The 20631-nt window shown below is 69.3% G+C and carries 18 protein-coding genes and 2 pseudogenes; 11 read left to right on the top strand and 9 right to left on the bottom strand.

What is annotated here, in order from left to right; genetic code table 11:
- Positions 1–463 precede the first annotated feature (463 nt).
- The 4 genes and pseudogenes from FHR38_RS31575 to FHR38_RS12395 all read right to left on the bottom strand — a co-directional run.
- Positions 464–1165, bottom strand: a pseudogene (locus FHR38_RS31575) (DedA family protein); the annotation flags it as partial.
- A 146-nt stretch (positions 1166–1311) separates the two neighbouring features.
- Positions 1312–3858, bottom strand: coding sequence for a polynucleotide kinase-phosphatase (locus FHR38_RS12405; RefSeq protein ID WP_184534813.1), 2547 nt, complete (start codon positions 3856–3858; stop codon positions 1312–1314).
- Complete coding sequence (locus FHR38_RS12400) at positions 3855–5426, bottom strand: 3' terminal RNA ribose 2'-O-methyltransferase Hen1 (RefSeq protein WP_184534812.1); 1572 nt, start codon at positions 5424–5426, stop codon at positions 3855–3857. The genes FHR38_RS12405 and FHR38_RS12400 overlap by 4 nt, the downstream gene beginning before the upstream one ends.
- A gap of 151 nt (positions 5427–5577) precedes the next feature.
- On the bottom strand, positions 5578–6297 hold the full coding sequence (locus FHR38_RS12395) for a hypothetical protein (protein WP_184534811.1): 720 nt from the start codon (positions 6295–6297) through the stop codon (positions 5578–5580).
- A gap of 109 nt (positions 6298–6406) precedes the next feature.
- Here FHR38_RS12395 and FHR38_RS12390 point away from each other — a divergent pair, with 109 nt between their 5' ends.
- From FHR38_RS12390 to FHR38_RS12380, 3 genes are all read left to right on the top strand, one after another.
- A complete protein-coding gene (locus FHR38_RS12390; protein WP_184534810.1) occupies positions 6407–6553 on the top strand; it encodes a hypothetical protein in 147 nt (48 codons plus the stop codon).
- A 485-nt stretch (positions 6554–7038) separates the two neighbouring features.
- Positions 7039–7521, top strand: a complete 483-nt coding sequence (locus FHR38_RS12385) for a SigE family RNA polymerase sigma factor (RefSeq protein ID WP_184534809.1) — start codon at positions 7039–7041, stop codon at positions 7519–7521.
- A complete protein-coding gene (locus tag FHR38_RS12380) occupies positions 7521–8600 on the top strand; it encodes an LCP family protein (protein ID WP_184534808.1) in 1080 nt (359 codons plus the stop codon). Before FHR38_RS12385 ends, FHR38_RS12380 begins: the two co-directional genes overlap by 1 nt.
- A gap of 30 nt (positions 8601–8630) precedes the next feature.
- On the opposite strand, the gene FHR38_RS12375 is transcribed toward FHR38_RS12380, so the two are convergent.
- A complete protein-coding gene (locus FHR38_RS12375; protein ID WP_184534807.1) occupies positions 8631–8840 on the bottom strand; it encodes a hypothetical protein in 210 nt (69 codons plus the stop codon).
- Between the two features lie 222 nt (positions 8841–9062).
- On the opposite strand from FHR38_RS12375, the gene FHR38_RS12370 reads away from it, so the two are divergent.
- The 3 genes from FHR38_RS12370 to FHR38_RS12360 all read left to right on the top strand — a co-directional run bounded on the left by FHR38_RS12370 (position 9063) and on the right by FHR38_RS12360 (position 11176).
- Positions 9063–9446 (top strand): phage holin family protein, encoded by a 384-nt coding sequence (locus FHR38_RS12370; RefSeq protein ID WP_184534806.1) that lies wholly within the window; start codon positions 9063–9065, stop codon positions 9444–9446.
- A 128-nt stretch (positions 9447–9574) separates the two neighbouring features.
- Positions 9575–10600, top strand: a complete 1026-nt coding sequence (gene fbaA / locus FHR38_RS12365) for a class II fructose-bisphosphate aldolase (protein WP_184534805.1) — start codon at positions 9575–9577, stop codon at positions 10598–10600.
- A gap of 147 nt (positions 10601–10747) precedes the next feature.
- Complete coding sequence (locus tag FHR38_RS12360) at positions 10748–11176, top strand: DUF3151 domain-containing protein (RefSeq protein ID WP_184534804.1); 429 nt, start codon at positions 10748–10750, stop codon at positions 11174–11176.
- A 117-nt stretch (positions 11177–11293) separates the two neighbouring features.
- On the opposite strand, the pseudogene FHR38_RS12355 reads toward FHR38_RS12360, so the two are convergent.
- Positions 11294–12868: pseudogene (locus FHR38_RS12355) on the bottom strand (MinD/ParA family ATP-binding protein); the annotation flags it as partial.
- A gap of 346 nt (positions 12869–13214) precedes the next feature.
- Here FHR38_RS12355 and FHR38_RS32170 point away from each other — a divergent pair.
- Together FHR38_RS32170 and FHR38_RS32165 are read left to right on the top strand one after the other, a co-directional pair.
- The gene (locus FHR38_RS32170; RefSeq protein ID WP_246448073.1) at positions 13215–13508 is read left to right on the top strand and encodes a hypothetical protein; all 294 of its coding nucleotides are present in this window, start codon (positions 13215–13217) and stop codon (positions 13506–13508) included.
- Between the two features lie 108 nt (positions 13509–13616).
- A complete protein-coding gene (locus FHR38_RS32165) occupies positions 13617–13955 on the top strand; it encodes a hypothetical protein (RefSeq protein WP_246446468.1) in 339 nt (112 codons plus the stop codon).
- A 124-nt stretch (positions 13956–14079) separates the two neighbouring features.
- On the opposite strand, the gene FHR38_RS12350 is transcribed toward FHR38_RS32165, so the two are convergent.
- Positions 14080–15066, bottom strand: coding sequence for a diacylglycerol kinase family protein (locus FHR38_RS12350; protein ID WP_184534802.1), 987 nt, complete (start codon positions 15064–15066; stop codon positions 14080–14082).
- Between the two features lie 126 nt (positions 15067–15192).
- Here FHR38_RS12350 and FHR38_RS12345 point away from each other — a divergent pair, with 126 nt between their 5' ends.
- The gene (locus FHR38_RS12345) at positions 15193–16482 is read left to right on the top strand and encodes an adenylosuccinate synthase (protein ID WP_184534801.1); all 1290 of its coding nucleotides are present in this window, start codon (positions 15193–15195) and stop codon (positions 16480–16482) included.
- A gap of 165 nt (positions 16483–16647) precedes the next feature.
- On the top strand, positions 16648–17898 hold the full coding sequence (purD, locus tag FHR38_RS12340; protein WP_184534800.1) for a phosphoribosylamine--glycine ligase: 1251 nt from the start codon (positions 16648–16650) through the stop codon (positions 17896–17898).
- Here purD and FHR38_RS12335 read toward each other — a convergent pair.
- Positions 17882–18244 carry a hypothetical protein gene (locus FHR38_RS12335; protein ID WP_184534799.1) on the bottom strand — a complete coding sequence of 121 codons (363 nt, stop codon included), beginning with the start codon at positions 18242–18244 and terminating at the stop codon, positions 17882–17884. The genes purD and FHR38_RS12335 overlap by 17 nt on opposite strands.
- Before the next feature lie 312 nt (positions 18245–18556).
- On the opposite strand from FHR38_RS12335, the gene FHR38_RS12330 reads away from it, so the two are divergent.
- The gene (locus FHR38_RS12330) at positions 18557–18991 is read left to right on the top strand and encodes a hypothetical protein (protein WP_184534798.1); all 435 of its coding nucleotides are present in this window, start codon (positions 18557–18559) and stop codon (positions 18989–18991) included.
- A gap of 101 nt (positions 18992–19092) precedes the next feature.
- On the opposite strand, the gene FHR38_RS12325 is transcribed toward FHR38_RS12330, so the two are convergent.
- Positions 19093–20439, bottom strand: a complete 1347-nt coding sequence (locus tag FHR38_RS12325; RefSeq protein ID WP_184534797.1) for an MFS transporter — start codon at positions 20437–20439, stop codon at positions 19093–19095.
- Positions 20440–20631 lie beyond the last annotated feature (192 nt).

The raw sequence follows: 20631 nt of genomic DNA, 5'->3' as shown, positions 1-20631 counted from the left end.
CAGCGGTCTACGGCCGCCACGGCGTGAACCGGCAGTGCCGGCTCAGCCATGACGACCGTTCGCTCTCGCGAAAGCTGTTCTACTGCCCGTAGGGCTGCTGCCCGTGTCCCTGCTGTCCGTACGAGGACTGCCCGTACGGTGCCTGCTGGCCGTGTTGCTGCTGCCCGTACGACGGCTGCGGATCGTACGAGGACTGCCCGTGCGGCGTCTGCTGCCCGTACGAGTGCTGCTGCTCCTGCCCGTATCCCTGCTGGCCGTATGAGGGCTGCTGATCCTGCCCGTATCCCTGCTGCCCGTATGGCGCCTGCTGCCCGTACGAGTGCTGCTGCTCCTGCCCGTATCCCTGCTGGCCGTATGAGGGCTGCTGCTGGCCGTACGACGGCTGGGCGTCGTACGAGGACTGCTGTCCGTAGACGGGCTGCGAGCCGTAGACCGCCTGCTGGCCGTACGCCCGCTGCTGGTCGTAGTGCTGCTGGGTCTCCTGGATAGCCTGCTCGGCGGCGACCTTCTCCTCGGGGCTGGTGCCCTTCTTCGCGCCCATCCGGGCCCGGAGCAGTTCGATGATGATCGGCACGACCGAGATGAAGACGATTGCGACCAGGATGAACTCGATGTTGGCCTTGACGAACGGGATCTGGCCGAGGAAGTAGCCCAGCACGGTGACACCGGTGCCCCAGAGGACGCCACCGATGACGTTGTAGATCACGAACGTCTTGTAGTTCATCCGGCTCACCCCGGCCACGATCGGCGTGAAGGTCCGGACGATGGGCACGAAACGGGCCAGGACGATCGAGCGGGCACCGTACTTCTCGAAGAACTCATGTGCCTTGAGCAGGTTCTCCTGCTTGAACAGCCGTGAGTTGGGCCGCCGGAACAGCGCTGGTCCGACTCGCCGCCCGAACAGGTAACCCACCTGGTCGCCGGCGATAGCCGCGATCGTGATCAGCAGACACACCAGCCACAGCGGGTAGGTGATGTACTGCCCGTCGGCGGTGAGCAGGCCGGTGGTGAACAGCAGCGAGTCGCCGGGCAGGAAGAACCCGATCAGCAGGCCGGATTCGGCGAAGATGATGACCAGGATGCCGAGCAGCCCGAAGGTCGAGATCAACCACTCCGGATCCAGGAAATCGGGCCCCAGGGCCAGGGTGGCGGTGGGCGTCGGCACGAGGTGACCTCCGATGTCTTTCGGTCAGGTGTCGGCTTTCATCCCCATGGTGCCGGTGGCATGGTCTCTGCCCGCCACCGGCGACGGGCACGAAAGGTAAGTCTAGGCGGCCTCCCGATACCCCCGGTGCGGGACGTCACACCCCTCTACAGGCGTGGATCGACCGGCTCCGACTCGCAGGCGAGGACGGCGAAGACCAACTCGTGTCGACGCCACAGCGGTGCCCCGTCCGCGAGTCGGTCGAGTGCGGCCAGGCCGAGCCCGTGTTCGCGGAGCGCCAGTCCCCGTTTCCGCCCCAGCGACCGCTGGCGCAGCGCCGCGAGCTGCTCCGGTTCGGTGTACTCCGGTCCGTAGATGATCCGCAGGTACTCCCGGCCACGGCACTTCACGCCGGGCTGGAGCAGGCGTCCCCGCCCGTCGACCGCCGCCAGACCCGCGTACGGCTTGACCACCATGCCCTCGCCGCCGGCCGAGGTCAGCTCCCACCACCAGTCCGTTGCCGCCGCTACCGCCGTCTCGTCGGTGAGATCCACCACCCGGCGCTGTGTCGGAGAGAACAACGTCGGGTCGGCAGCGTGCAGCCGGTCGGCCAGGGCGAGATGCCAACCGTGGTCCTTTCCGGCGTGGGACGCACCCGCACTGGCCAGGACCGCGAACGGTGCCAGCGTCACCCCGGCCAGCCCATTGGTCGGTGCCACGTATGCCCGGTATGCGGCGGAGTAAGCGGTCACGTCGGCAAACCGTCGGGCCATCCGGTCCCGTAGCTCCGCCACCGGCAGGCCACGGTCGACCGCCCCGTCCAGTACGCCGAGCACCGGGGGCAGAGCGGACCGTCCGGCCGCGCCGACGCTGGCGTACTGCTCCCGGATCAGCCCCATCGCCTTGGCCGACCAGGGCAGCAGTTCGCAGTCGAGCAGCAACCAGTCGGTGTCCAGTTCCGCCCACAGTCCGGCGGTGGTCACTGCGGCCCGGACCCGGGACAGCAGTTCGGCGTCCAACGGGTCACCGAAGAACGGCCGGCCGGTACGGGTGTAGACCACCCCACCACCGGGCACCGGGCCGCCCCCGCCGAAGTCGACGGTGTCGTCCCGGCAGACCAGCACCACCGCGCGGGAGCCCATGTGCTTCTCCTCGCAGACCACCCGCTGCACGCCGGCCGCCCGGTAGTCGGCGAACGCCTGGGCCGGGTGCTCCAGGAAACCGTCGACCGTCGAGGTCGAACACGGTGCCATCGTCGGCGGCAGCCACGGCAGCCAGCGCGGATCCACCGAGAACCGGCTCATCACCTCCAGCGCCGCTGCCGCCTGTTCCGCCGCGATCGTCACCGTGCCGTAGCCGTAGTCGACGTGCCGCCGTCCGGTCACGTCGGCCAGGTCGAGCATCCCGTCCTGACGTACCGGGTCGGCGGTCACCGGCACCAGCGGTCGGGCCGGTGCGTAGTACTCCTTCGCGGCCGGGACCGAGACGAGATCGCGCTCCGGGTAGCGCAGGGCGGTCAGCGAACCGCCGAAGACGCATCCGGTGTCGATGCAGATGGTGTTGTTCACCCACTCGGGCGTCGGGGTGGGGGTGTGCCCGTAGACCACCATCGCCGAGCCCCGGTAGTCGCGGGCCCACGGGTAGCGCACCGGCAGGCCGTACTCGTCGGTTTCCCCGGTGGTCTCCCCGAACAGGGCGAACGCCCGTACCCGACCGGAGGCCCGGCCCTGGTACTCCTCCTTGAGCCCGGCGTGCGCCACCACCAGCCGGCCGTCGTCCAGCAGGTAGTGGCTGACCAGGCCGTCGATGAAGGCGGCGGCCTCGGCGACGAAGGTCGGATCCTCGGTCTCCAGTTGGGCCAGCGTCTCGGCCAGGCCGTGCGACACCGTGACGTTACGACCACGCAGCTTGCGCAGCAGCTTCTGCTCGTGGTTACCCGGCACGCAGAGCGCGTTGCCGGCCGCGACCATCCCCATCACCAACCGGAGTACGCCCGGCGAGTCCGGACCCCGGTCCACCAGGTCACCGACGAAGACGGCGGTACGACCCTCCGGGTGGGTAGCGTCCACCGGCCGCCCGTCGGCATCGGTGTGCAGAGTCCAGCCCAGCCGGACCAGCAACGCCTCCAACTCGGCCCGGCAGCCGTGCACGTCACCGACGATGTCGAACGGGCCGGTCAGCTCCTTCCGGTCGTTGAACAGTTTCTCGTAGCGGATCTCGACCGCGTCGATCTCGTCGACGTCCCGCAGCACGTGCACCTTGCGGAAGCCCTCCCGCCCCAGCCGGGCGACCGAGCGTTGCAGGTCGCGGCGCATCCGGCCGAGCACCTGGCGGCCGAAGGTCCGGTCCGGGCGGGCCTGCGTACGCTCCCAGCACAGTGGCTCGGGTACGTCGAGCACGATCGCCACCGGCAGTACGTCGTGCTCGCGGGCGACCTTCACCAGTGCGGCACGGGCGTGCGGTTGCAGGTTGGTGGCGTCCACGACGGTCAGTCGGCGAGCCCGCAGCCGCTTGCCGGCGATGTAGTGCAGCGCGTCGAACGCCTCCGCCGACGCGGACTGGTCGTTCTCGTCGTCGGCCACCATCGCCCTGAACGCGTCGGAGGAGAGCACCTGGGTGGCGGCGAAGTGCCGGTGGGCGAAGGTGGACTTGCCCGACCCGGAGATGCCGACCAGGGCGACCAGGGCCAGTTCGGGAATGTCGAGGCTGGTCACAGTGCTTCCTTTACGCGCTCGTCGGTGCTGTCCGTAGCGGTGCTGTTCCCGGCGGTGCTGTTCCCGGCGGTGCTGTTCCCGGCGGGAGCGCTGCCGGTGCTGCGGGTGAACACGGCGAGTTGGGTGGGGCAGCCCACCTCGACATCGGTGTCGCCCACCCCGCTGATCGACACCTGGTAGCCGTACGTCCGACCGACCTCGTCGGCCCAGGCAGCGAACTGCTCCCGGGTCCATTCGAAGCGGTGGTCGGTGTGGCGCATCGCCCCCGGGGCCAGGCCCTCGTAACGCACGTTGTACTCCACGTTCGGGGTCGTCACGATCACCGTCGCCGGCTGGGCGTGGCCGAACACCGCACCAGCCAGGGCCGGCAGCCGAGGTGGGTCGACGTGCTCGACGACCTCCATCAGCACTGCGGCGTCGAAGCCGCGCAGTCGGTCGTCGCGGTAGGTCAGGGCCGACTGCCACAACTTGATCCGGTCACGTTGCCGCTGCGGCAGCCGGTCCAGCCGTAGCCGGCGCTCGGCCATCGCCAGTGTCACGGACGACACGTCGGTACCGACGATCTCGGTGTAGCGCCGGTCGCGGATCAGGTCGGCCAGCAGTGCCCCGGGGCCACAGCCCAGGTCGAGCACCCGGGTCGCGCCGCTGTTTACCAGCGTCGCCAGTACGGCTGCCCGCCGCTGTACCGCCAGGGACTGTCGCTTGGCCGGGCTGGTTGCGTCCGACGAGTCTGCCGGGCCGTTTGCGTCCGGTGAGGTGGCGGGGTCGATGCTGTCCGGCTCCACCGCGTCGTCACTGAGTCGCATCTCGGCCGACTGGAGTTCGGCGAGCCGGCCAAGTGCCTTGCCAGCCAGGGAGCGCCGATGGGCAAGGTAGCGCCGGATGATCAGGCTTCGCTCGGGATGCTGGGCGAGCCACCCGTCACCGGCCCGGAGCAGCTTGTCGATCTCGTCCGGCGCGACCCAGTAGTGCTTGGCGTCGTCCAGTACAGGCAGCAGGACGTAGAGGTGGTTGAGTGCGTCGGCGAGCCGTACGGTGCCGGTCAGCGTGAGGTCGACGTATCGGCTGTCTCCCCACTCGGGGTGCTGGTCGTCGAGCGGTACCGCACCGGCGGTCACCGCCCAGCCCAACGGGGTGAAGAGGCGGTCGGCCAGTTCCGCGCCGCCCCGGCAGCGCAGCACCGGGATGCCGATCTCCAACGGGATCGGGGTGGCGGCCAACTCCGGCCGGTCCTTCGAGGCGCCGCGCAGGGCGGACCGGAACACCTTGGCCAGCGCCGAGGCGAGCAGGCTCGTCGCCGCGTACGGCCGGTCGTTGACGTACTGGCCGAGGGTGAAGCCCTCCGGGGTCGTACCCCGGCCGTTGCCCTTGCCGCGCGCGGCGGTCAGCCGCAGCGGGTCGACGTCGAGCAACAACGCCGCCGTGCAGCGGGCCTCGGACGCCTCCGGATAGAGCACGTGGGCCGTACCGGTGGGTACCTCGAACGAGTGCGCTCGGTCCGGATGCTTGACCAGCAGGTAGCCAAGGTCGGTCGCCGGGCGGTGCGTGGTGGAGACGGTGATCAGCACGCCGGCAATGATGACAGTCGAGACCTCGAACGGTCGCCCGCATTTATGTGGGCCCTACGTTAGAGTGCCCCGCCGACCGGACGCCGGTCGGCGGGGCACTGCGACAGGAACGATCAGGCGACGAACCGGGTCCGCGTCGCCGTTCGACTCGCTAGCTCGCGTTGACCAGCAGTTGCACCATGTCGTTGCTTGGGTCGAGATCGTTGACGAAGCCTTCGCACCCGCATCTGGCGTTGATCGTGACCTTACCGGCCGCGTTGGGGATGACGCTGTCGATACGTAGCCCCAACTCGACGACGTGCTGCTTACCGACCTGCGAGAACGAGCCAGGGTAGCACCGGTAGCTGGGCATACCCGGCTTGCCCGGATTCTGGCCATCGATGCGGTCGCCGTCACGGGGCAAGCACGAGTTGGGCACGCTGACTGCGGTCGTTCCGGTGGGTACGTTCACGTCGATCTTGGTAACCACGGCACCGGTCCGGGTGTAGTCGAGCGAAGCCGGACCGTTGTTGCCGAATCCGACGGTCACGGTGACCACATCGCCGACGTTGCCGGTCACGCTGTCCCCGATCGCGTACAGGTCCGTACCGTTCACGCCGGTGACCGTGATCTCGAAGTGGCTCCACGCGTTGGTCGGGTCGGTGTCGGCCTGGTCGCCCTGGGTGCGGACACCAGAAACCTCGGTCAGGGCGAGTTCGCCCTCGGTGCCGGGCTCACCGAGCGAAACCGAGCGGCGCCGCAGGTATGCCGCGAAGTCGTCGAACTCTGCTCGCGTCATCAGCTTGGTGTTCCCCCATGCGTAGCCTGGGGCGTAGGTGTCCACCCCGAGCGCGTAGGGCAGGATCGCGGTGTAGGTACTGCCCGGACTCATCGACGTCGTGAAGTGACAGGCCTTTAGCCGATCGCCCTGGTAGAGGCAGTTGCTGTATCGCCCGATGGGCTGGATCGCATGGTCGTTGTCGAAAAGCACGCTCACGCCGGTGGCCGTCGTCGTGCCGACGTTGCGGACGACGAGAGGGCTGGTGAAGGTGTCGCCGGGCGCGGCGGTCAGGGTCGTCTCCGGCCCGGCCGCGAGGTCGACCCCCTCGCCGACCCGGATGGTGGCATTGCTGGTGACGGCGGGGTAGCCGGCCGCGCTGAAGCTGACCTCGAGATTGCCCTCGTCGCCAACCTGCGCGTTGCCCGTGGGGACGATGGCGATGGGCCACCTTTCCGACGAGGTCGGTGAGGTCGTATCGCACTGTGAGGTCGTATACGACCACCGGGGCGGAGCTGAAGACGATCGGGTAGTCGACCTTGCCCGTGCTGCCTGCGGCGATGGTGGTGTTGGAGAAGTAGACGCTGAGTTCTACGTCCGAGGCTTGCGCTGATACCGGGCTCGCGGCGGCGACGAACGCGCCCGCGACACCGAGGCCGGCGAGTAGCCGCCGGACCGTTTTGTTCCACATCAAGGGGTTCCTCCGGGTGGGAATTCGCTGAAGTCAGCGGAGCGTAGCGCTGATCTACACGCACTGCTGTCCCATCCTGGGGTCCAACGGAAAGACGGCCGTCAAAATCGCAACGTTTTCGAGCGGTGATCCCGTCCACCCGATGTGGACATCTGGAGGTGCCAGTGACGTACGAGGAGTTCGTCGATTCCCGCCTTACCGCGCTGCTGCGGTACGCGGTGATGCTGACCGGCGATCCGCATCTGGCCCAGGACCTGGTGCAGGAGACGATGGTGCGGGTACAGCTCAAGTGGCGGCGGGTGGCCAGGGCTGATGCCCCCGACCGCTATGTGCGCCGGATGCTCACCAACCAGTACATCGACTGGCAGCGTGGGTCATGGGTGAAGCGGGTGCTGCTCCGGGCGGAGCCGGAGAAGCAGGTAGCCACCGTCGTCGACCATGCCGAGGTCGGTGCGGAGCGGGACCAGATCTGGCAGTGGCTTGACCGGCTGCCGCGACGCCAGCGGGCCGCTCTGGTGCTGCGTTACTACGAGGACCTACCGGATGGGGACATCGCCGAGGTGCTCGGCTGCGCCGTCGGAACCGTCCGCTCGTCCATCTCCCGGGCCCTGGCCACCCTTCGGGCTGAACTTGTAGAGGTTTGCTGATGATCGAGGATGACCTGCGGCGGAGCTTTGCCCAGCATGAGACGCTCACCCCGGATCCCGGCCCGGTCCGGTCCGCCATCGACACCATGGTGGTACGCCGTCGGCGCCGCCAGCTCAAGGTTCGAGCCGCCGGTACGGCGTTGGCGGTGCTGCTGGCCGTACTGGTGCCGGTGGTGGGTCGTGACCTGGTGGCGACACCGGAGTCCGCGCCGGTCGGTGGCCCGTCCGTGGTGACTCCGCCTGCCGTCGTGCTGCCCGACACCGCGCTGAACTTTCTACTGATCGGGGTCGATGGGCAACTGGTCGCGGACACCGGCAACCGTGCTGACTCGATGACGATCGTGCACATCCCTCGGGACCGGAGCCGGGTGTATCTGATCTCGCTGCCCCGGGACCTGGGCGTGGAGATCCCCGGTCACGGATTCAACAAGCTGAACGCGGCCTTTCTCTATGGCAGCCTGCGACCGGGCGCCAAGCCGGATATGTCGGGCGGGCTCCAACTGACGGTCCGGACGGTGGCCGAATTGACCGGGCTTCGGGTTGATGGCAGCGCCGTGTTGACCTTCTCCGGCCTGCGCACACTCACCGACGCGGTCGGCGGAGTCAAGATCTGCCTGCCCGAACAGGTGAAGTCGATCCACACCGGGCGGCTCTTCCCGGCTGACTGCCAGCAACTCGACGGCGCTGCCGCGTTGGACCTGCTTCGGCAGCGGGTGACACTCCGTCAGGGGGCGCACGACCGGGACCGCAACGGCCACCTTTTCCTTCAGGCACTGGTGGCGAAGCTGGCCAGCGGAGGGATCGGCAACGACCCGGCGAAACTGCTGGCGATCCTCCAGACGGTAGGCGACGGGGCGGTGGTCGACACCGGCGACCTACCGCCCGTCGACCTGTTCGTCGCGTTCCAGGGGCCTGCCGCCAAGTCGGTGGGTATCGGTTGGCCTGACCGGACCCAGACGTCGGACGAGAAGAGGGCCGGGACATTGGATCCGGCGGGAGGGGCGAGCCTGTTCACCGCTCTGCGGCAGGATGCGGTCGCGGATTGGGCCGCCAAGAACCGGGAGTTTGTCACGTCCTAGCGTTGGTGGACGCCCTGGCAGCCTCGCCCCCTAGCGGTAGTCGTCCTCCGGGCCGATCACCCGGGCCTGCTCCAGGGCGTCCCACTCGGTGACCTCAAGACCCCGGTGTATCTCCGGCTCCTCCTCGGCCGGGTCGGCGATGGTCGCCTGCTCGACAACGTCGTCCGCCGACGCCTCCGGGTCCCGCTCCTCGGGGGAGCGGTGGTCGCTGGGAGCGAACTCCTCGCCAGGCTGGGCCATCGTCGCCTCCTTCCGGTCCGCCGGGCAGCGTCGGGTAAGCCACTGACCGGGCCTTTTTCACCGTACGGGCTGCCGTGGCGACCGTACGGGTAACTCGCCGCTGTCCGTACCCGCAGACTCCTGCCCAACTGTCGTCACCGGCAAACACCGGGCTGCGGCCCTGCCGTGGATCAGTCGTGGGAATGGGTTACCGCAGGCCAGCGGGGATGACAAGATGGGACAATGGCGTTCCTGATCCGGCTGGTGGTCACCGCGATCGCGTTGTGGATCACCACTCTGGTGGTGCCGGGCATCACGGTGAGCGGCCGGTCGGCCGGGATCAACGCGCTGACCCTGCTCGCCGTGGCGCTCATCTTCGGCATCGTCAACGCCGTGCTGAAGCCGGTCATCCGGGTGGTCGGTTGTGTGTTCTATCTCGTCACCCTGGGACTGTTCGCGCTGGTCGTCAACGCGCTGCTCTTTCTGCTGACGGACTGGATCGCCAGCCTGTTCGACCTTCCCTTCAAGGTGGACGGCTTCTGGGCGGCGTTCTGGGGTGCCATCGTGGTGGCGGTGGTCGCCTGGCTGATCAGCCTCGTGATCCCCGACTCGGTGGATCGGGACTGAGCCGATCCGGGTCGGTTGTGTCGACACCAGCGCTCTACGGGATACTTCCCGCGAAGGACAGCGCGGTCCGGCGCACCCATGAGACAGCGGCCGTCCTGGCCGGGAGTGGTTAGTAAGGAGCGTTTGTCATGCCCATCGCTTCCCCCGAGGTCTACGCCGAGATGCTCGACCGGGCCAAGGCCGGCCGGTTTGCGTATCCCGCGATCAACGTGACGTCCTCGCAGACCCTCAACGCCGCCCTAAAGGGGTTCGCCGACGCGGAGAGCGACGGCATCATCCAGGTTTCCACCGGTGGTGCTGAATACCTCTCCGGACCGGGCATCAAGGACATGGTCACCGGCGCGGCGGCGTTCGCGGCGTACGCCCGCGAGGTGGCCAAGAACTACCCCGTGAACATCGCCCTGCACACCGACCACTGCCCCAAGGACAAGCTGGACAAGTTCGTCCGCCCGTTGATGCAGATCTCCAAGGAGCGGGTGGCTCGCGGCGAGGAGCCGCTGTTCCAGTCGCACATGTGGGACGGCTCCGCCGTACCGGTCGCCGAGAACCTGCAGATCGCCGCCGGGCTGCTGGACGAGGCCGCCCAGGCCAAGATCGTCCTGGAGATCGAGGTCGGCGTGGTCGGTGGTGAGGAGGACGGTGTCGAGAACGCCATCAACGACAAGCTCTACACCACCATCTCCGACGGCTTGCAGATGGTCGAGGTGCTCGGCCTCGGTGAGAAGGGCCGTTACATGGCGGCGCTGACCTTCGGCAACGTGCACGGCGTCTACAAGCCCGGCAACGTCAAGCTGCGCCCGGAGATCCTCAAGGAGATCCAGGACGCGGTCGCGGCCAAGTACGGCCAGGACAAGCCGCTCAGCCTGGTCTTCCACGGCGGATCCGGCTCGCTGCTGTCCGAGATCCGCGAGGCGCTGGACTACGGCGTGGTGAAGATGAACATCGACACCGACACCCAGTACTGCTTTACCCGGCCGGTCGCGGACCACATGTTCCGCAACTACGACGGCGTGCTGAAGGTGGATGGCGAGGTCGGCAACAAGAAGATGTACGACCCCCGGGTCTGGGGCAAGGCCGCCGAGGCCGGCATGGCCCAGCGGGTCGTGGAGGCATGTGAGCACCTGCGCTCGACGGGCACCAAGATCGGAATGTGAGCACCTGCGCTCGACGGGCACCAAGATCGACATGACCGTCGCCAGCGACCACGACGGCCAGCTCCCCGCCCGGGGAGCTGGCCGTTCCCGTTCCGCCCCGGTCACCCCCACTCGCTGCCCGGCCTTCGGGCCAGGTTGAATGGTTCGATGCAGAACCTTTTGCCTGAACCGCCCGCCACGCTCCTACCCGGGGACGTTGCCGCCGAGGCGGCCCTCGCCGAAGCCCGGGAGACGGACACGGACGAGGCGTACGCCTCGGTCGCGGCGCGCTTCCCGACCTTCAGCGCGGCCTGGTCGATCCTGGCTGCCCGCGCGTTCGAGTCCGGCCAGGTCGTCCCGGCGTACGCCTTCGCGCGTACCGGCTATCACCGCGGGTTGGACCAGCTGCGGCGGAACGGTTGGAAGGGGCACGGCCCGGTGCCGTGGGCGCACGAACCCAACCGAGGCTTCCTGCGGTGCCTGCACCTGCTGTCCCGGGCGGCCGGCGAGATCGGCGAGTCGGACGAGGCAGCCCGATGCGCCCAGTTCCTGCGCGACTGTGACCCGGCCGCTGGCGACGCCCTCTCCAGCACCTGAGACCCGTTTCGCCACGCCAGCATCGATTCACGGCGCGGTGCCGGGCGCGCCTGACGAGCGTTGCCCCCCGGTTGTCCGGACAGGTGCGGGACAGTCGGGGGGCGTGGGATCGGGTCGCTACAAACCCTCGGCCACCGCCGCCGCGATCTTCAACCAGGCCTCTCGGGTCGCCGACGAGAGCTGCCCGTACCGGAGCGGCTCACCACTGTCGATCAGGCGCTCGTACGGGGCCAGCAGAACGGCCCTGGTCCGGGCGGCGAAGTGCTGCTGGATCGCGGGCAGGTCGATCTCCTTGCGGGACGGCGGCATCGATACCACCGTCACCGCCTGCCGGACCAGCCGTTGCCGGCCGCTCTGCTCCAGGTGGTCCAGCATCCGGGCGGCGGTCTCGGCGGAGTCGTTACGAGCCGACATGGTCACCACGAGCTGGTCGGTCGCGTCGATCGCGGCCTGCCAGTTCTGGGCTCGTACGTTGTTGCCGGTGTCCACGAAGATCAGCTTGTAGAACCGGCTGACCACTTCGCGGATCTCCGCGAAGGCGCTCGCCGTCAGCATCTCACCGCCGGTGGCCGACTCGTCGGAGGCGAGTACGTCGAACATCCCCTCGCCCTGTGAGCGGACGTACTGCGACAGGTCACCGACCCGTCCGTGCGCACCCTGGAACTGGCCGAGGTCGCGCAGCATGTCCCGGACGGTACGGGCGTGGAAGTCCTGCTGTGCCCGCATGCCGAGGGTGCCCTGCGTCTCGTTGTTGTCCCAGGCCAGGACGTATCCGCCGCGCTTCTGGCCGAAGGTCATCGCCAGCAGCAGGATCGCCACCGTCTTGCCGGCACCACCCTTCGGGTTGACCACCGTCACCTGACGTAGGCCACCGAAGTTGCGGCGCACCATCTCGATGTCGTGCCGGATCTCCTGCTCCTGGCGCCCGGGCGAGAGTCGTACCAGACCCAGGGTGGTCTTGTTGACCGCCGCCCGGAGGCCCATCGAGGCGACCGGGTCGGCTGGGCGGACGGCCCGACGGCGGGCGAACTCCTCCGCTGTCGGCGCGGACGAGTCCGGTGACCAGGCCGATTCCGGGTAGGCCGCAGGTGGTGGTGGCGTCGGCAGGTGGACCACTCCGGGTGCGGCCGGATACGGATGCTGCGGCACCGGGGCGACCCCCGGGTACACCTCGCCCCGGGGATCGTAGGAACCCTCTCCGGTGGGCCCGGGAGGCATCGGTCCTGCCGTGCCGACCGGGGGCGGCCATGGGGCTGACGGACCAGGCTGACCCGGTGCGGCGGCCGGCGGCGTCGGGTAGGACGGTGTGGCCGGGTAGCGCGGATCGGCGGGCGGGGCCGGGTAACGCGGATCGGCGGGTGCGGCCGGGTAACGCGGGTCGGCGGGCGGAACCGGACCTCCAGTGGCTCCTGGCGGCTGATTCGGGTGCGGGGGTTGCCCCGGGAAAGCCGGCTGCGGGGCGGGTGCCGGGATGCCGGACTGCGGTGTCGGTAGGGGAGCCGGGTACCCCGCCGGTGGCGTTGGGGGCGAGAAACCCGGGTACGGGGGCTGCGGTCCACCGGGGGGCCAAGGTCCAACCGGCGGACGGGGTCCACCGGGCGGCTGGGGTACTGCCGGCGGCACCGCCCCGCCGTATGGTGCTGGTACCGGCGGCATCCCGCCCGGCGGCGGGTTTGTCGGGGGCGCGGCCGGGGGCGTGGCCCGTCCCCGGTACGGGCTTGACGACGATTCTGTCAGCGGTCGCTGTGGCGGTTGGGCCCACGGCGACCGGATCGCCTGCGGCAGGGTGCCGACTCCCTCGTCCGGGCGGTCCGTCACCCCGGGGTCGAGTGGGTCGATGCCGGCAGGCTCGGGGTCGAGTGAGTCGGCGTCAGCCAGGTCGGTGTCGGTCGGGCTGGTGTCGATCGATTTCCCCGACGGGTAACCCAGTTCGTCGGACTGAGCCGCTTCTGTTGCGGGAGTGCCAGTCAGTGGGTGGCCGGTGGATGTCGGGTGACCTGTGAATGTCGGGTCGTCCTCGCCACGCAGTGGTACGTCCATGCTGAACGGCTGGTTGAGGTCGACCGACGGGCTGCCAGCGGCTCGATTGGCGGCTGACGGGTCGGTGGACGACGTCTCCACTTCGGCGCTCGGCGTCGAGCCGCTGCCGTTCTCCGGCTGGCTACCCGGGCTCTCCGAACGCGGATGGGGTACCACCCGTTGGCCGAAGTTCCCGGCCGACGCGTTGAACCCGCCATCTGGGGTTTCGGCCGGCGGGTCGATGCCGCCACCGGAGACCGGCGCAGCACCGGCCATCGGACCGAATGGGCTGGGCCGTGAGGGCTCGGGCTGACCAGGCGTACCCGGGGCGGGGGACCCACCGGGATACGGAGCTTGGTTCGCGTTGTCAGGGTAGGGCTGGTGCTGAGGGGGTGCGGTCGGACCTGGCGGGTACGGATTCGTGCAGCGGATCACCGGCCAGGCCTGGGTCGGAGGATCGGCCAGCGCCGGGTTCGGCGTACCGGGCGGCTGGGTGGGGCCGGGTGTGGTCCCGGGCCACGGCGTACCGGGCGGGATGCTGGACCAGGCCGGTCCGGGCATGCCTGGTGCTGCCGGATGGCTGGTCGGCCCCGGGGGCGTGCCCGGTCCGGCTGGTGGGGTGGCTGACCCGGGCGCACCGGTGCCCGGACCCGGGCGGGAGTTGGCGGTCGACTGGCCCGCCCCGTCCCATGGTTCGCTCCCGATCTCGTCCGGCGGCCAGAACGGCTCAACCTCCCGCTGCGGCACCGCAGGCATCTGACCTGGTCCATGCCCCTGGTCCGAATGGTTGTCCATCACAGTCCACCTCCCCCTCCTGCCCGAGGATATGTCGGTCGATCAGCGTCAGCCGGGCAACGGGGCCCGGGGCAGCTCCGCGTCGCAGCTCACCGGTCAAATACCGCCCATGCCCCCGGCTCGATCCACCACGACCGTTTGCGGTTCAGTTCGCCAGCGACCCCATCGTCGAGATAGGGGAGTGCGCCGTCGCGAGGTGTGACGGCGACAGCACGCCCACGGGCCCGGCGTACCTCGATCCGTACCCGCTTCTTACCCAACGGTGACCGGGTGGTCACCGGAACGGCCACCGCCACCTCGATCACGCCGTCGGCCGGGTCGGCCCCGACGATCAGGGGCACCGGATCGAGGGTGGCGTAGCCGTTGGCGTTGCCCACCGCGCAGGCCAGGATCGGGTCTTCGCCGCCGGACAGGACCGTGTCGTCGACCTCCACCCGCCCCCGCCAGGGCAGCGGCCTACCGGCCTCGTCGGCACCGCCGAGCAGTGCACCGTCGAGCGTCACCGAGCCACCGTCGTTGCGCAACAGGTCGAGGCGGCGGACCCGACCGTCGAGTACGGCGGCGGCGACCTCCGCCGGGTCACGAGGCAGTCCGAGCTGTCCGGCCAGGTCCCGGTGGTCGGTGCTGCGCGTCGGATCGAGTGGAAGGATGCCGATCGGCGGAAGGTCCGGCACCGTCCGGTTGCCCGCCAGGTCGGGTGGGCGTCGGCTTGGCGGTGGGGCGTACCGCCGGACCAGCCGACGCATCACGGCCCGTAACTGTCCGTCACTAGCGGTAGCCACGACGAGTCTGGTCTTGCTGTCTCCGTCCGGCCAGCTAAGGCCGTCAGGGCGGGCCGGGCTGTCGAGCCGGGCCAGCGCCGCGTCGATCTCCGCATCGGAGCGGGCGGTGATCGTTTCCACCCGGGCACCTCGCGCGGCGAGTGCATCTACGCAGGTCAGAACGGGTACGCGGGGCGTATCCGCGCATTCGCTGTCGGTCGTTTCGCGCTTCGAGCCACAGCACCCGTCGCCGCTGCCGCAGCCGCCTGGGTCGTTCGGAGCGGCCCCGAGGGTGAGCAGCACCACGTCGTACACGGGAGGTGGCCTCCTGTCTCTCCCACGGCCTCTGCCGGCCGGGTCGTCACTTCTTGTTAATCTGGGCCCTCGGGCTCGCCGCGCGGTCGCCACCTGGCACCCGGGCCCCGTGAAGGCGGGTAGAAGATGCCAGCGATCGTGCTCATCGGAGCGCAGTGGGGCGACGAGGGCAAGGGCAAGGTTACCGACCTCCTCGGCGGCCGGGTCGACTATGTCGTCCGCTACTCCGGTGGTAACAATGCCGGACACACCGTGATCACCCCGGACGGGCAGAAGTACGCACTGCACCTGATGCCGTCCGGCGCACTCTCGCCCACCGCGATGATCGTGATCGGTAACGGCGTGGTGGTGGACCCGAAGGTGCTGCTCACCGAGATCGACGGGCTCGCCGAGCGGGGCGTGGACGTCTCCCGGCTGCGGATCTCCGGCGACGCGCACCTGATTATGCCGCACCACCGGGCGTTGGACCGGGTCGTGGAGCGTTACCTCGGCTCGTCCCGGATCGGCACCACCGGTCGGGGCATCGGCCCGGCGTACGGGGACAAGGTCGCCCGGATGGGCATCCGGCTCCAGGACCTGCTCGACCCGGGCATCCTGCGCAAGAAGCTCGAACTGGCGCTGCGGGAGAAGAACCAGCTCCTGTTCAAGATCTACAACCGTAAGGCGCTCGACGTCGACGCGGTGATCGAGGAATACCTCGAATACGCGGAGCGGCTGCGGCCGTACATCGCCGAGACCCGGGCGATGCTCTGGGATGCGCTGGACCGGGGTGAGACGGTCCTGCTGGAGGGTGCCCAGGCCACCATGCTGGACATGGACCACGGCACGTATCCGTTCGTCACCTCCTCCAACCCGACCGCCGGCGGGGCATGTGTGGGTGCCGGCATCCCGCCGACCGCGATCACCCAGGTCATCGGGGTGAGCAAGGCGTACACGACCCGGGTGGGCTCCGGTCCGTTCCCGACCGAGCTGTTCGACGACAACGGCATGCACCTGCGCAAGATCGGTGCCGAGTACGGCACGACCACCGGCCGGGAGCGTCGGTGTGGCTGGTTCGACGCGGTGGTGGCCCGGTATGCCTGTCGGCTCAACGGGATCACCGACCTCGTGATCACCAAGCTGGACGTGCTTACCGGGTTGGAGAAGGTGCCGATCTGCGTCGGCTACGAGATCGACGGTGAGCGGTTCGCCGACATGCCGATGACGCAGACCGCGTTCCACCACGCGAAGCCGATCTACGAGGAGCTGGACGGCTGGTGGGAGGACATCACCAAGGCGCGTACCGAGGCTGAGCTGCCGGAGAACGCCCGTCGATACATCGCCCGCATCGAGGAGCTGTGCGGCACTCGGGTCAGCGTGGTGGGGGTCGGCCCCGGCCGGGACGAGAACATCGTCCGCCACCCCCTCCTCCCCTGATCTTTTCCACCCCCCGCCCCCTCTCTTTTCGTCGATTATGAAGTTGTAGCGGTGGATTTCGACATATCGCTGCTACAACTTCATGATCAACGGGGAGGGGTGGGGAGTGTGGGGGGAAGCCTTGATCAACAGGGGAGGGAGTGGGGGCGCGTAGGATCGGGCATCGTGCGCGTACTTCTCATCGGAAGCGGCGGGCGAGAGCATGCGCTCGCGCTCGGCCTGGCCGCCGACACTTCGGTCCAGCAGCTCATCGCCGCCCCGGGCAACCCCGGCATCGCCACCGTCGCCGAGCTGCGCCAGGTAGACGCCGTCGACCCGGCCAGCGTCGCCGCGCTCGCCGTGGAGACCAGCGCCGACCTGGTCGTGATCGGGCCGGAGGCGCCGTTGGTGGCCGGCGTCGCCGACGCCGTACGTGCCAAGGGCATCGCCTGCTTCGGCCCGTCCGCCGCCGCCGCCCAGTTGGAGGGCTCGAAGGCGTTCGCCAAGGAGATCATGACGGCCGCCGGGGTGCCGACCGCCCGCGCCCACACCTGCGTGACCGCCGAAGAGGTGGAGCGCGCGCTGGACGACTTCGGTGCGCCGTACGTGGTGAAGAACGACGGGCTTGCCGCTGGCAAGGGCGTCGTGGTGACCGATGACCGCGCCGCCGCGCTCCGGCACGCCGAGGAGTGTGGCCGGGTCGTCGTGGAGGAATACCTGGCCGGCCCGGAGGTCTCCCTCTTCGTGGTCACCGACGGCGAGGCGGCGGCTCCGCTGCTGCCGGCCCAGGACTTCAAACGGGTCGGGGATGGCGATACCGGCCCGAACACCGGCGGCATGGGGGCGTACGCGCCGCTGGCCTGGGCGCCGCCCGGCCTGGTCGACGAGGTAATACGCGACGTCGTCCATCCGACTCTGGCCGAAATGGCGCGCCGGGGTAGCCCATTCGCCGGCCTGCTCTACGTCGGGCTGGCGATCACCGCCGACGGCCCCCGGGTGATCGAGTTCAACGCCCGCTTCGGCGACCCGGAGACGCAGGTGGTGCTCGCGCTGCTGGAGACCCCGCTCGCCGGGCTGCTGCACGCCGCCGCGACTGGAACGCTGGCCGCGCACCCGCCGCTGTGCTGGCGCGACGGGGCAGCCGTCACCGTCGTGGTCGCCGCCGAGGGCTACCCGGCGAAGCCGCGTAACGGTGACGTGATCAGCGGGGCGGAGCGGCCGGGTGTCATCCACGCGGGCACCGCCCGGCGGGCTGCCGACGGCGCGTTGCTCTCCGCCGGGGGTCGGGTCCTCTGCGGTACGGCCACCGGCCCCGACCTGGCTGCCGCGCGCGAGGCCGCCTACGAACTGGTACGCGGCGTCGACCTACCCGGCTCGCACTACCGCACCGACATCGCCGCCGCCGCAGCCGACGGACGGATCACCGTCCCGCGTTGACCATCGTCGAGAGGCGGCGGGCACGTCGCCCTGTATCGATCATGCCGAGAATGCCACCTCGTCGCGCAGCAGCGTACGACAGGACACCGGCAACCAAGGTGGGGATGGACCTGCCACCTACGGTCCTGGTGCTTTCGGCAAGCAATCCTGGTGCTCTTCGCAAGCGGTCCTGGTGCTCTTCGACAAGCCCGACGTCGGCACCTTGTTGATCGAAGGTCGGCGCACGGCGGGTATCGACCTTCCGTCCAGGATCCTGTTGTGGGAAGACGAACAGGCACCGTGCGGGGGTCACGTCCGCGCCGCGCCGGCTGACCTTCAACTCCGCGTAGTGGTTGACAAGTCGCATGGGATGGATGAGACGGGCGCTGTAGCGGCCCAGAACACTGGCCGAGGCGTCTCAACGGATCTGCGAGCAGACAGTCTGACTGGCTGTGGTCGGCTCGTGAAGTCCAGCGACGGCCATCGTCCCGCTGGTCGTCCCACCGGTCGTCCCACCGGTTGTGACGGATCACAGCGCAAGATTTCCTCAAGTAACTCGATGCCAATCATCTGCGACCTTCCTGTTGATCGAGGATGTTGTTGCACCACAATGGCCGATTCTTGTTCGCGCGGATCACAGCGAGTGCTGTCGACCCAGTGCACGAAGGGATGCTGCTCCATGGCCCGCCTCAGAACGCGACTGGCCGCATGCGCCATCGCACTGGCTACCGCCGCCGGAACACTGGTGGTCGGCAGTTCCCCCGCGCACGCGGCCGCCAACTTCAGTTTCCACTACTATCCGTCGCCCAACGGGTACAACATCTGGATCAACAACGATGACAGGGGTCTCCCAGCGGGGTCCGGCCGGTGGCTCCAGGATCCGGACGGCCCCTATCCGGGAGACGCGCTGGTGGCGGACGACCAGCTGGCGGACGGTTATGGCATCGAGGCGCACCTGAGCACGGGCCGGATCGCGACCACGCGCGGGCACAGTGCTCCGTACACCCACTACAAAACCGGCAATCTTCCTGAGGGCAACAAGTACTACATGTACGTGTGTGTGGTGAAGGGCGACTACTCGAACTGCTCCAATTCGGTGGCGGTGTACGCCTGACCCGGGTGGCCGTCGGCGAGCGCACTGGTCAGCCACGCCTGGCCAGGCCACCGTCGCGGGACGGTCTCGCCCAGGCGAGTCGTCGAGCCAGCCGCCCGTGGTTAGTCGTCGTCGGGTTGGTCGCGGCGGGCGGACGAGATCCACTGCTCGCCGAGCGGCACCGGTCCCTCGTCCAGCGGTGCCGCGCCGATGGGGGCCGGCGGGTATGCCGGCGGCTCGTCCAGGGCCCGTAGGGCGGGCAGGGGTATGGCGGCCAGCGCCACCACCAGCAGGACCACGGCGAGTACGAGGAAGGCCGGCCGGACCCCGAGCCATTCCACCAGCGGTCCGGCGAGTAGGTAACCGGCCGGCCCGGCGGCGTACGCCGACGACGTCATCACCCCGACGACCCGGCCCCGCAGATGTTCCGGGGTGCGGGTCTGCATCGCGTAGTTGGCCAGCGGGTTGATCGGGCCGTACATCAGTCCGGTGGCCGCCGCGAGGACGATCATGGCCGGGTACGGCGGCAGTGCGGCCAGCCCGACCAAGGCGATGCCGGTGCCGATCAGGGCCACGACGAAGGCGGTACGGCGACGGATCCGGGGTCCGAGGCCGCCGTAGAGCAGTGCGCCCACGATTCCGCCGGCGCTCATCGCCATCACGATGGTGCCGAGCCGGGACGGTGCTCCCTGCTCGACGAAGTAGGCGGGGAGCACGACACCTTCCGCCGGCAGGTAGAGCGCCACGAGTGCCATGGTGAGCAGGGCGATGGTACGTAGCAGCCGGTCCCGCCAGACGAAGGCCAGGCCCTCCACGGTGCCGCGCCAGATGCCGGCGGGTCGCTGTTCGGGCCGTCCCGCCCCGGGCAGCCGTACGGCGGCGACCAGCACTATCGACAGCACGAACCCGCTGGCGGTGACCCAGAGGGTGCGCTCCGGACCGATGGCGGCGATGAGCACCCCGCCGACGCCGGGGCCGATGAGGAAGGCAGCGCCCCAGACCGCCTCGTGGATGCTGTTGGCCCGTTCGATCCGCCAGCCGGCGGCCTGGGCGGCGGCCGGCAGCAGGGTTTCCCGGGCGGTGAGTCCGGCCGGGTCGAAGACCGCACCGAGTACGGCGAGCGCCACGATGGCGCCGATGTTGAGCCCGACGGTCGCGTCCAGGATCGGGATCGCGGCGACGGAGAGGGCAGAGAAGGCGTCCGAGAAGATCGAGGTCCGTTTCCGACCGATCAGATCGACCACGGTCCCGGAGAACAGGCTTGAGATCAGCAGCGGCAGCGCGGTGGCTGCCGCGACGATACCGGCGGCGGTCGGACTGCCGGTACGTTCCAGGACAAGCCAGGGCAGGGCGACCGTGGCTACGCCATTGCCGATGCCGGAGAGCAGGGTGGCCGCCTCGACCAGCAGGAGCGGGAGCCGCCGACGGCCGGCTGGCGCGGGGCCTGCTGACTGTCGGCGGCTTCCCATCGAGCGAGGCACCTCTCCTTCGGGCAGCCGGAGCGCCCGAGTCGGCGTGCCCAGGAGCCGGACGACGGATCGGCGGCACTCCAGTGGGCAAACTGCATGAGGCAGCCGTCAGTGGGGCCCGACCCTCGGGACGAGGCCGGACGATACTGATTGGCAAAGCATTTCATGTCAGCCGGGCTGACGGGCCCCCGG

Source organism: Micromonospora polyrhachis, assembly GCF_014203835.1.
Lineage (GTDB): Bacteria > Actinomycetota > Actinomycetes > Mycobacteriales > Micromonosporaceae > Micromonospora_H > Micromonospora_H polyrhachis.
The sequence above is the reverse complement of the archived record's forward strand: the minus strand, read 5'-3'. Positions and strand labels throughout refer to the sequence as shown.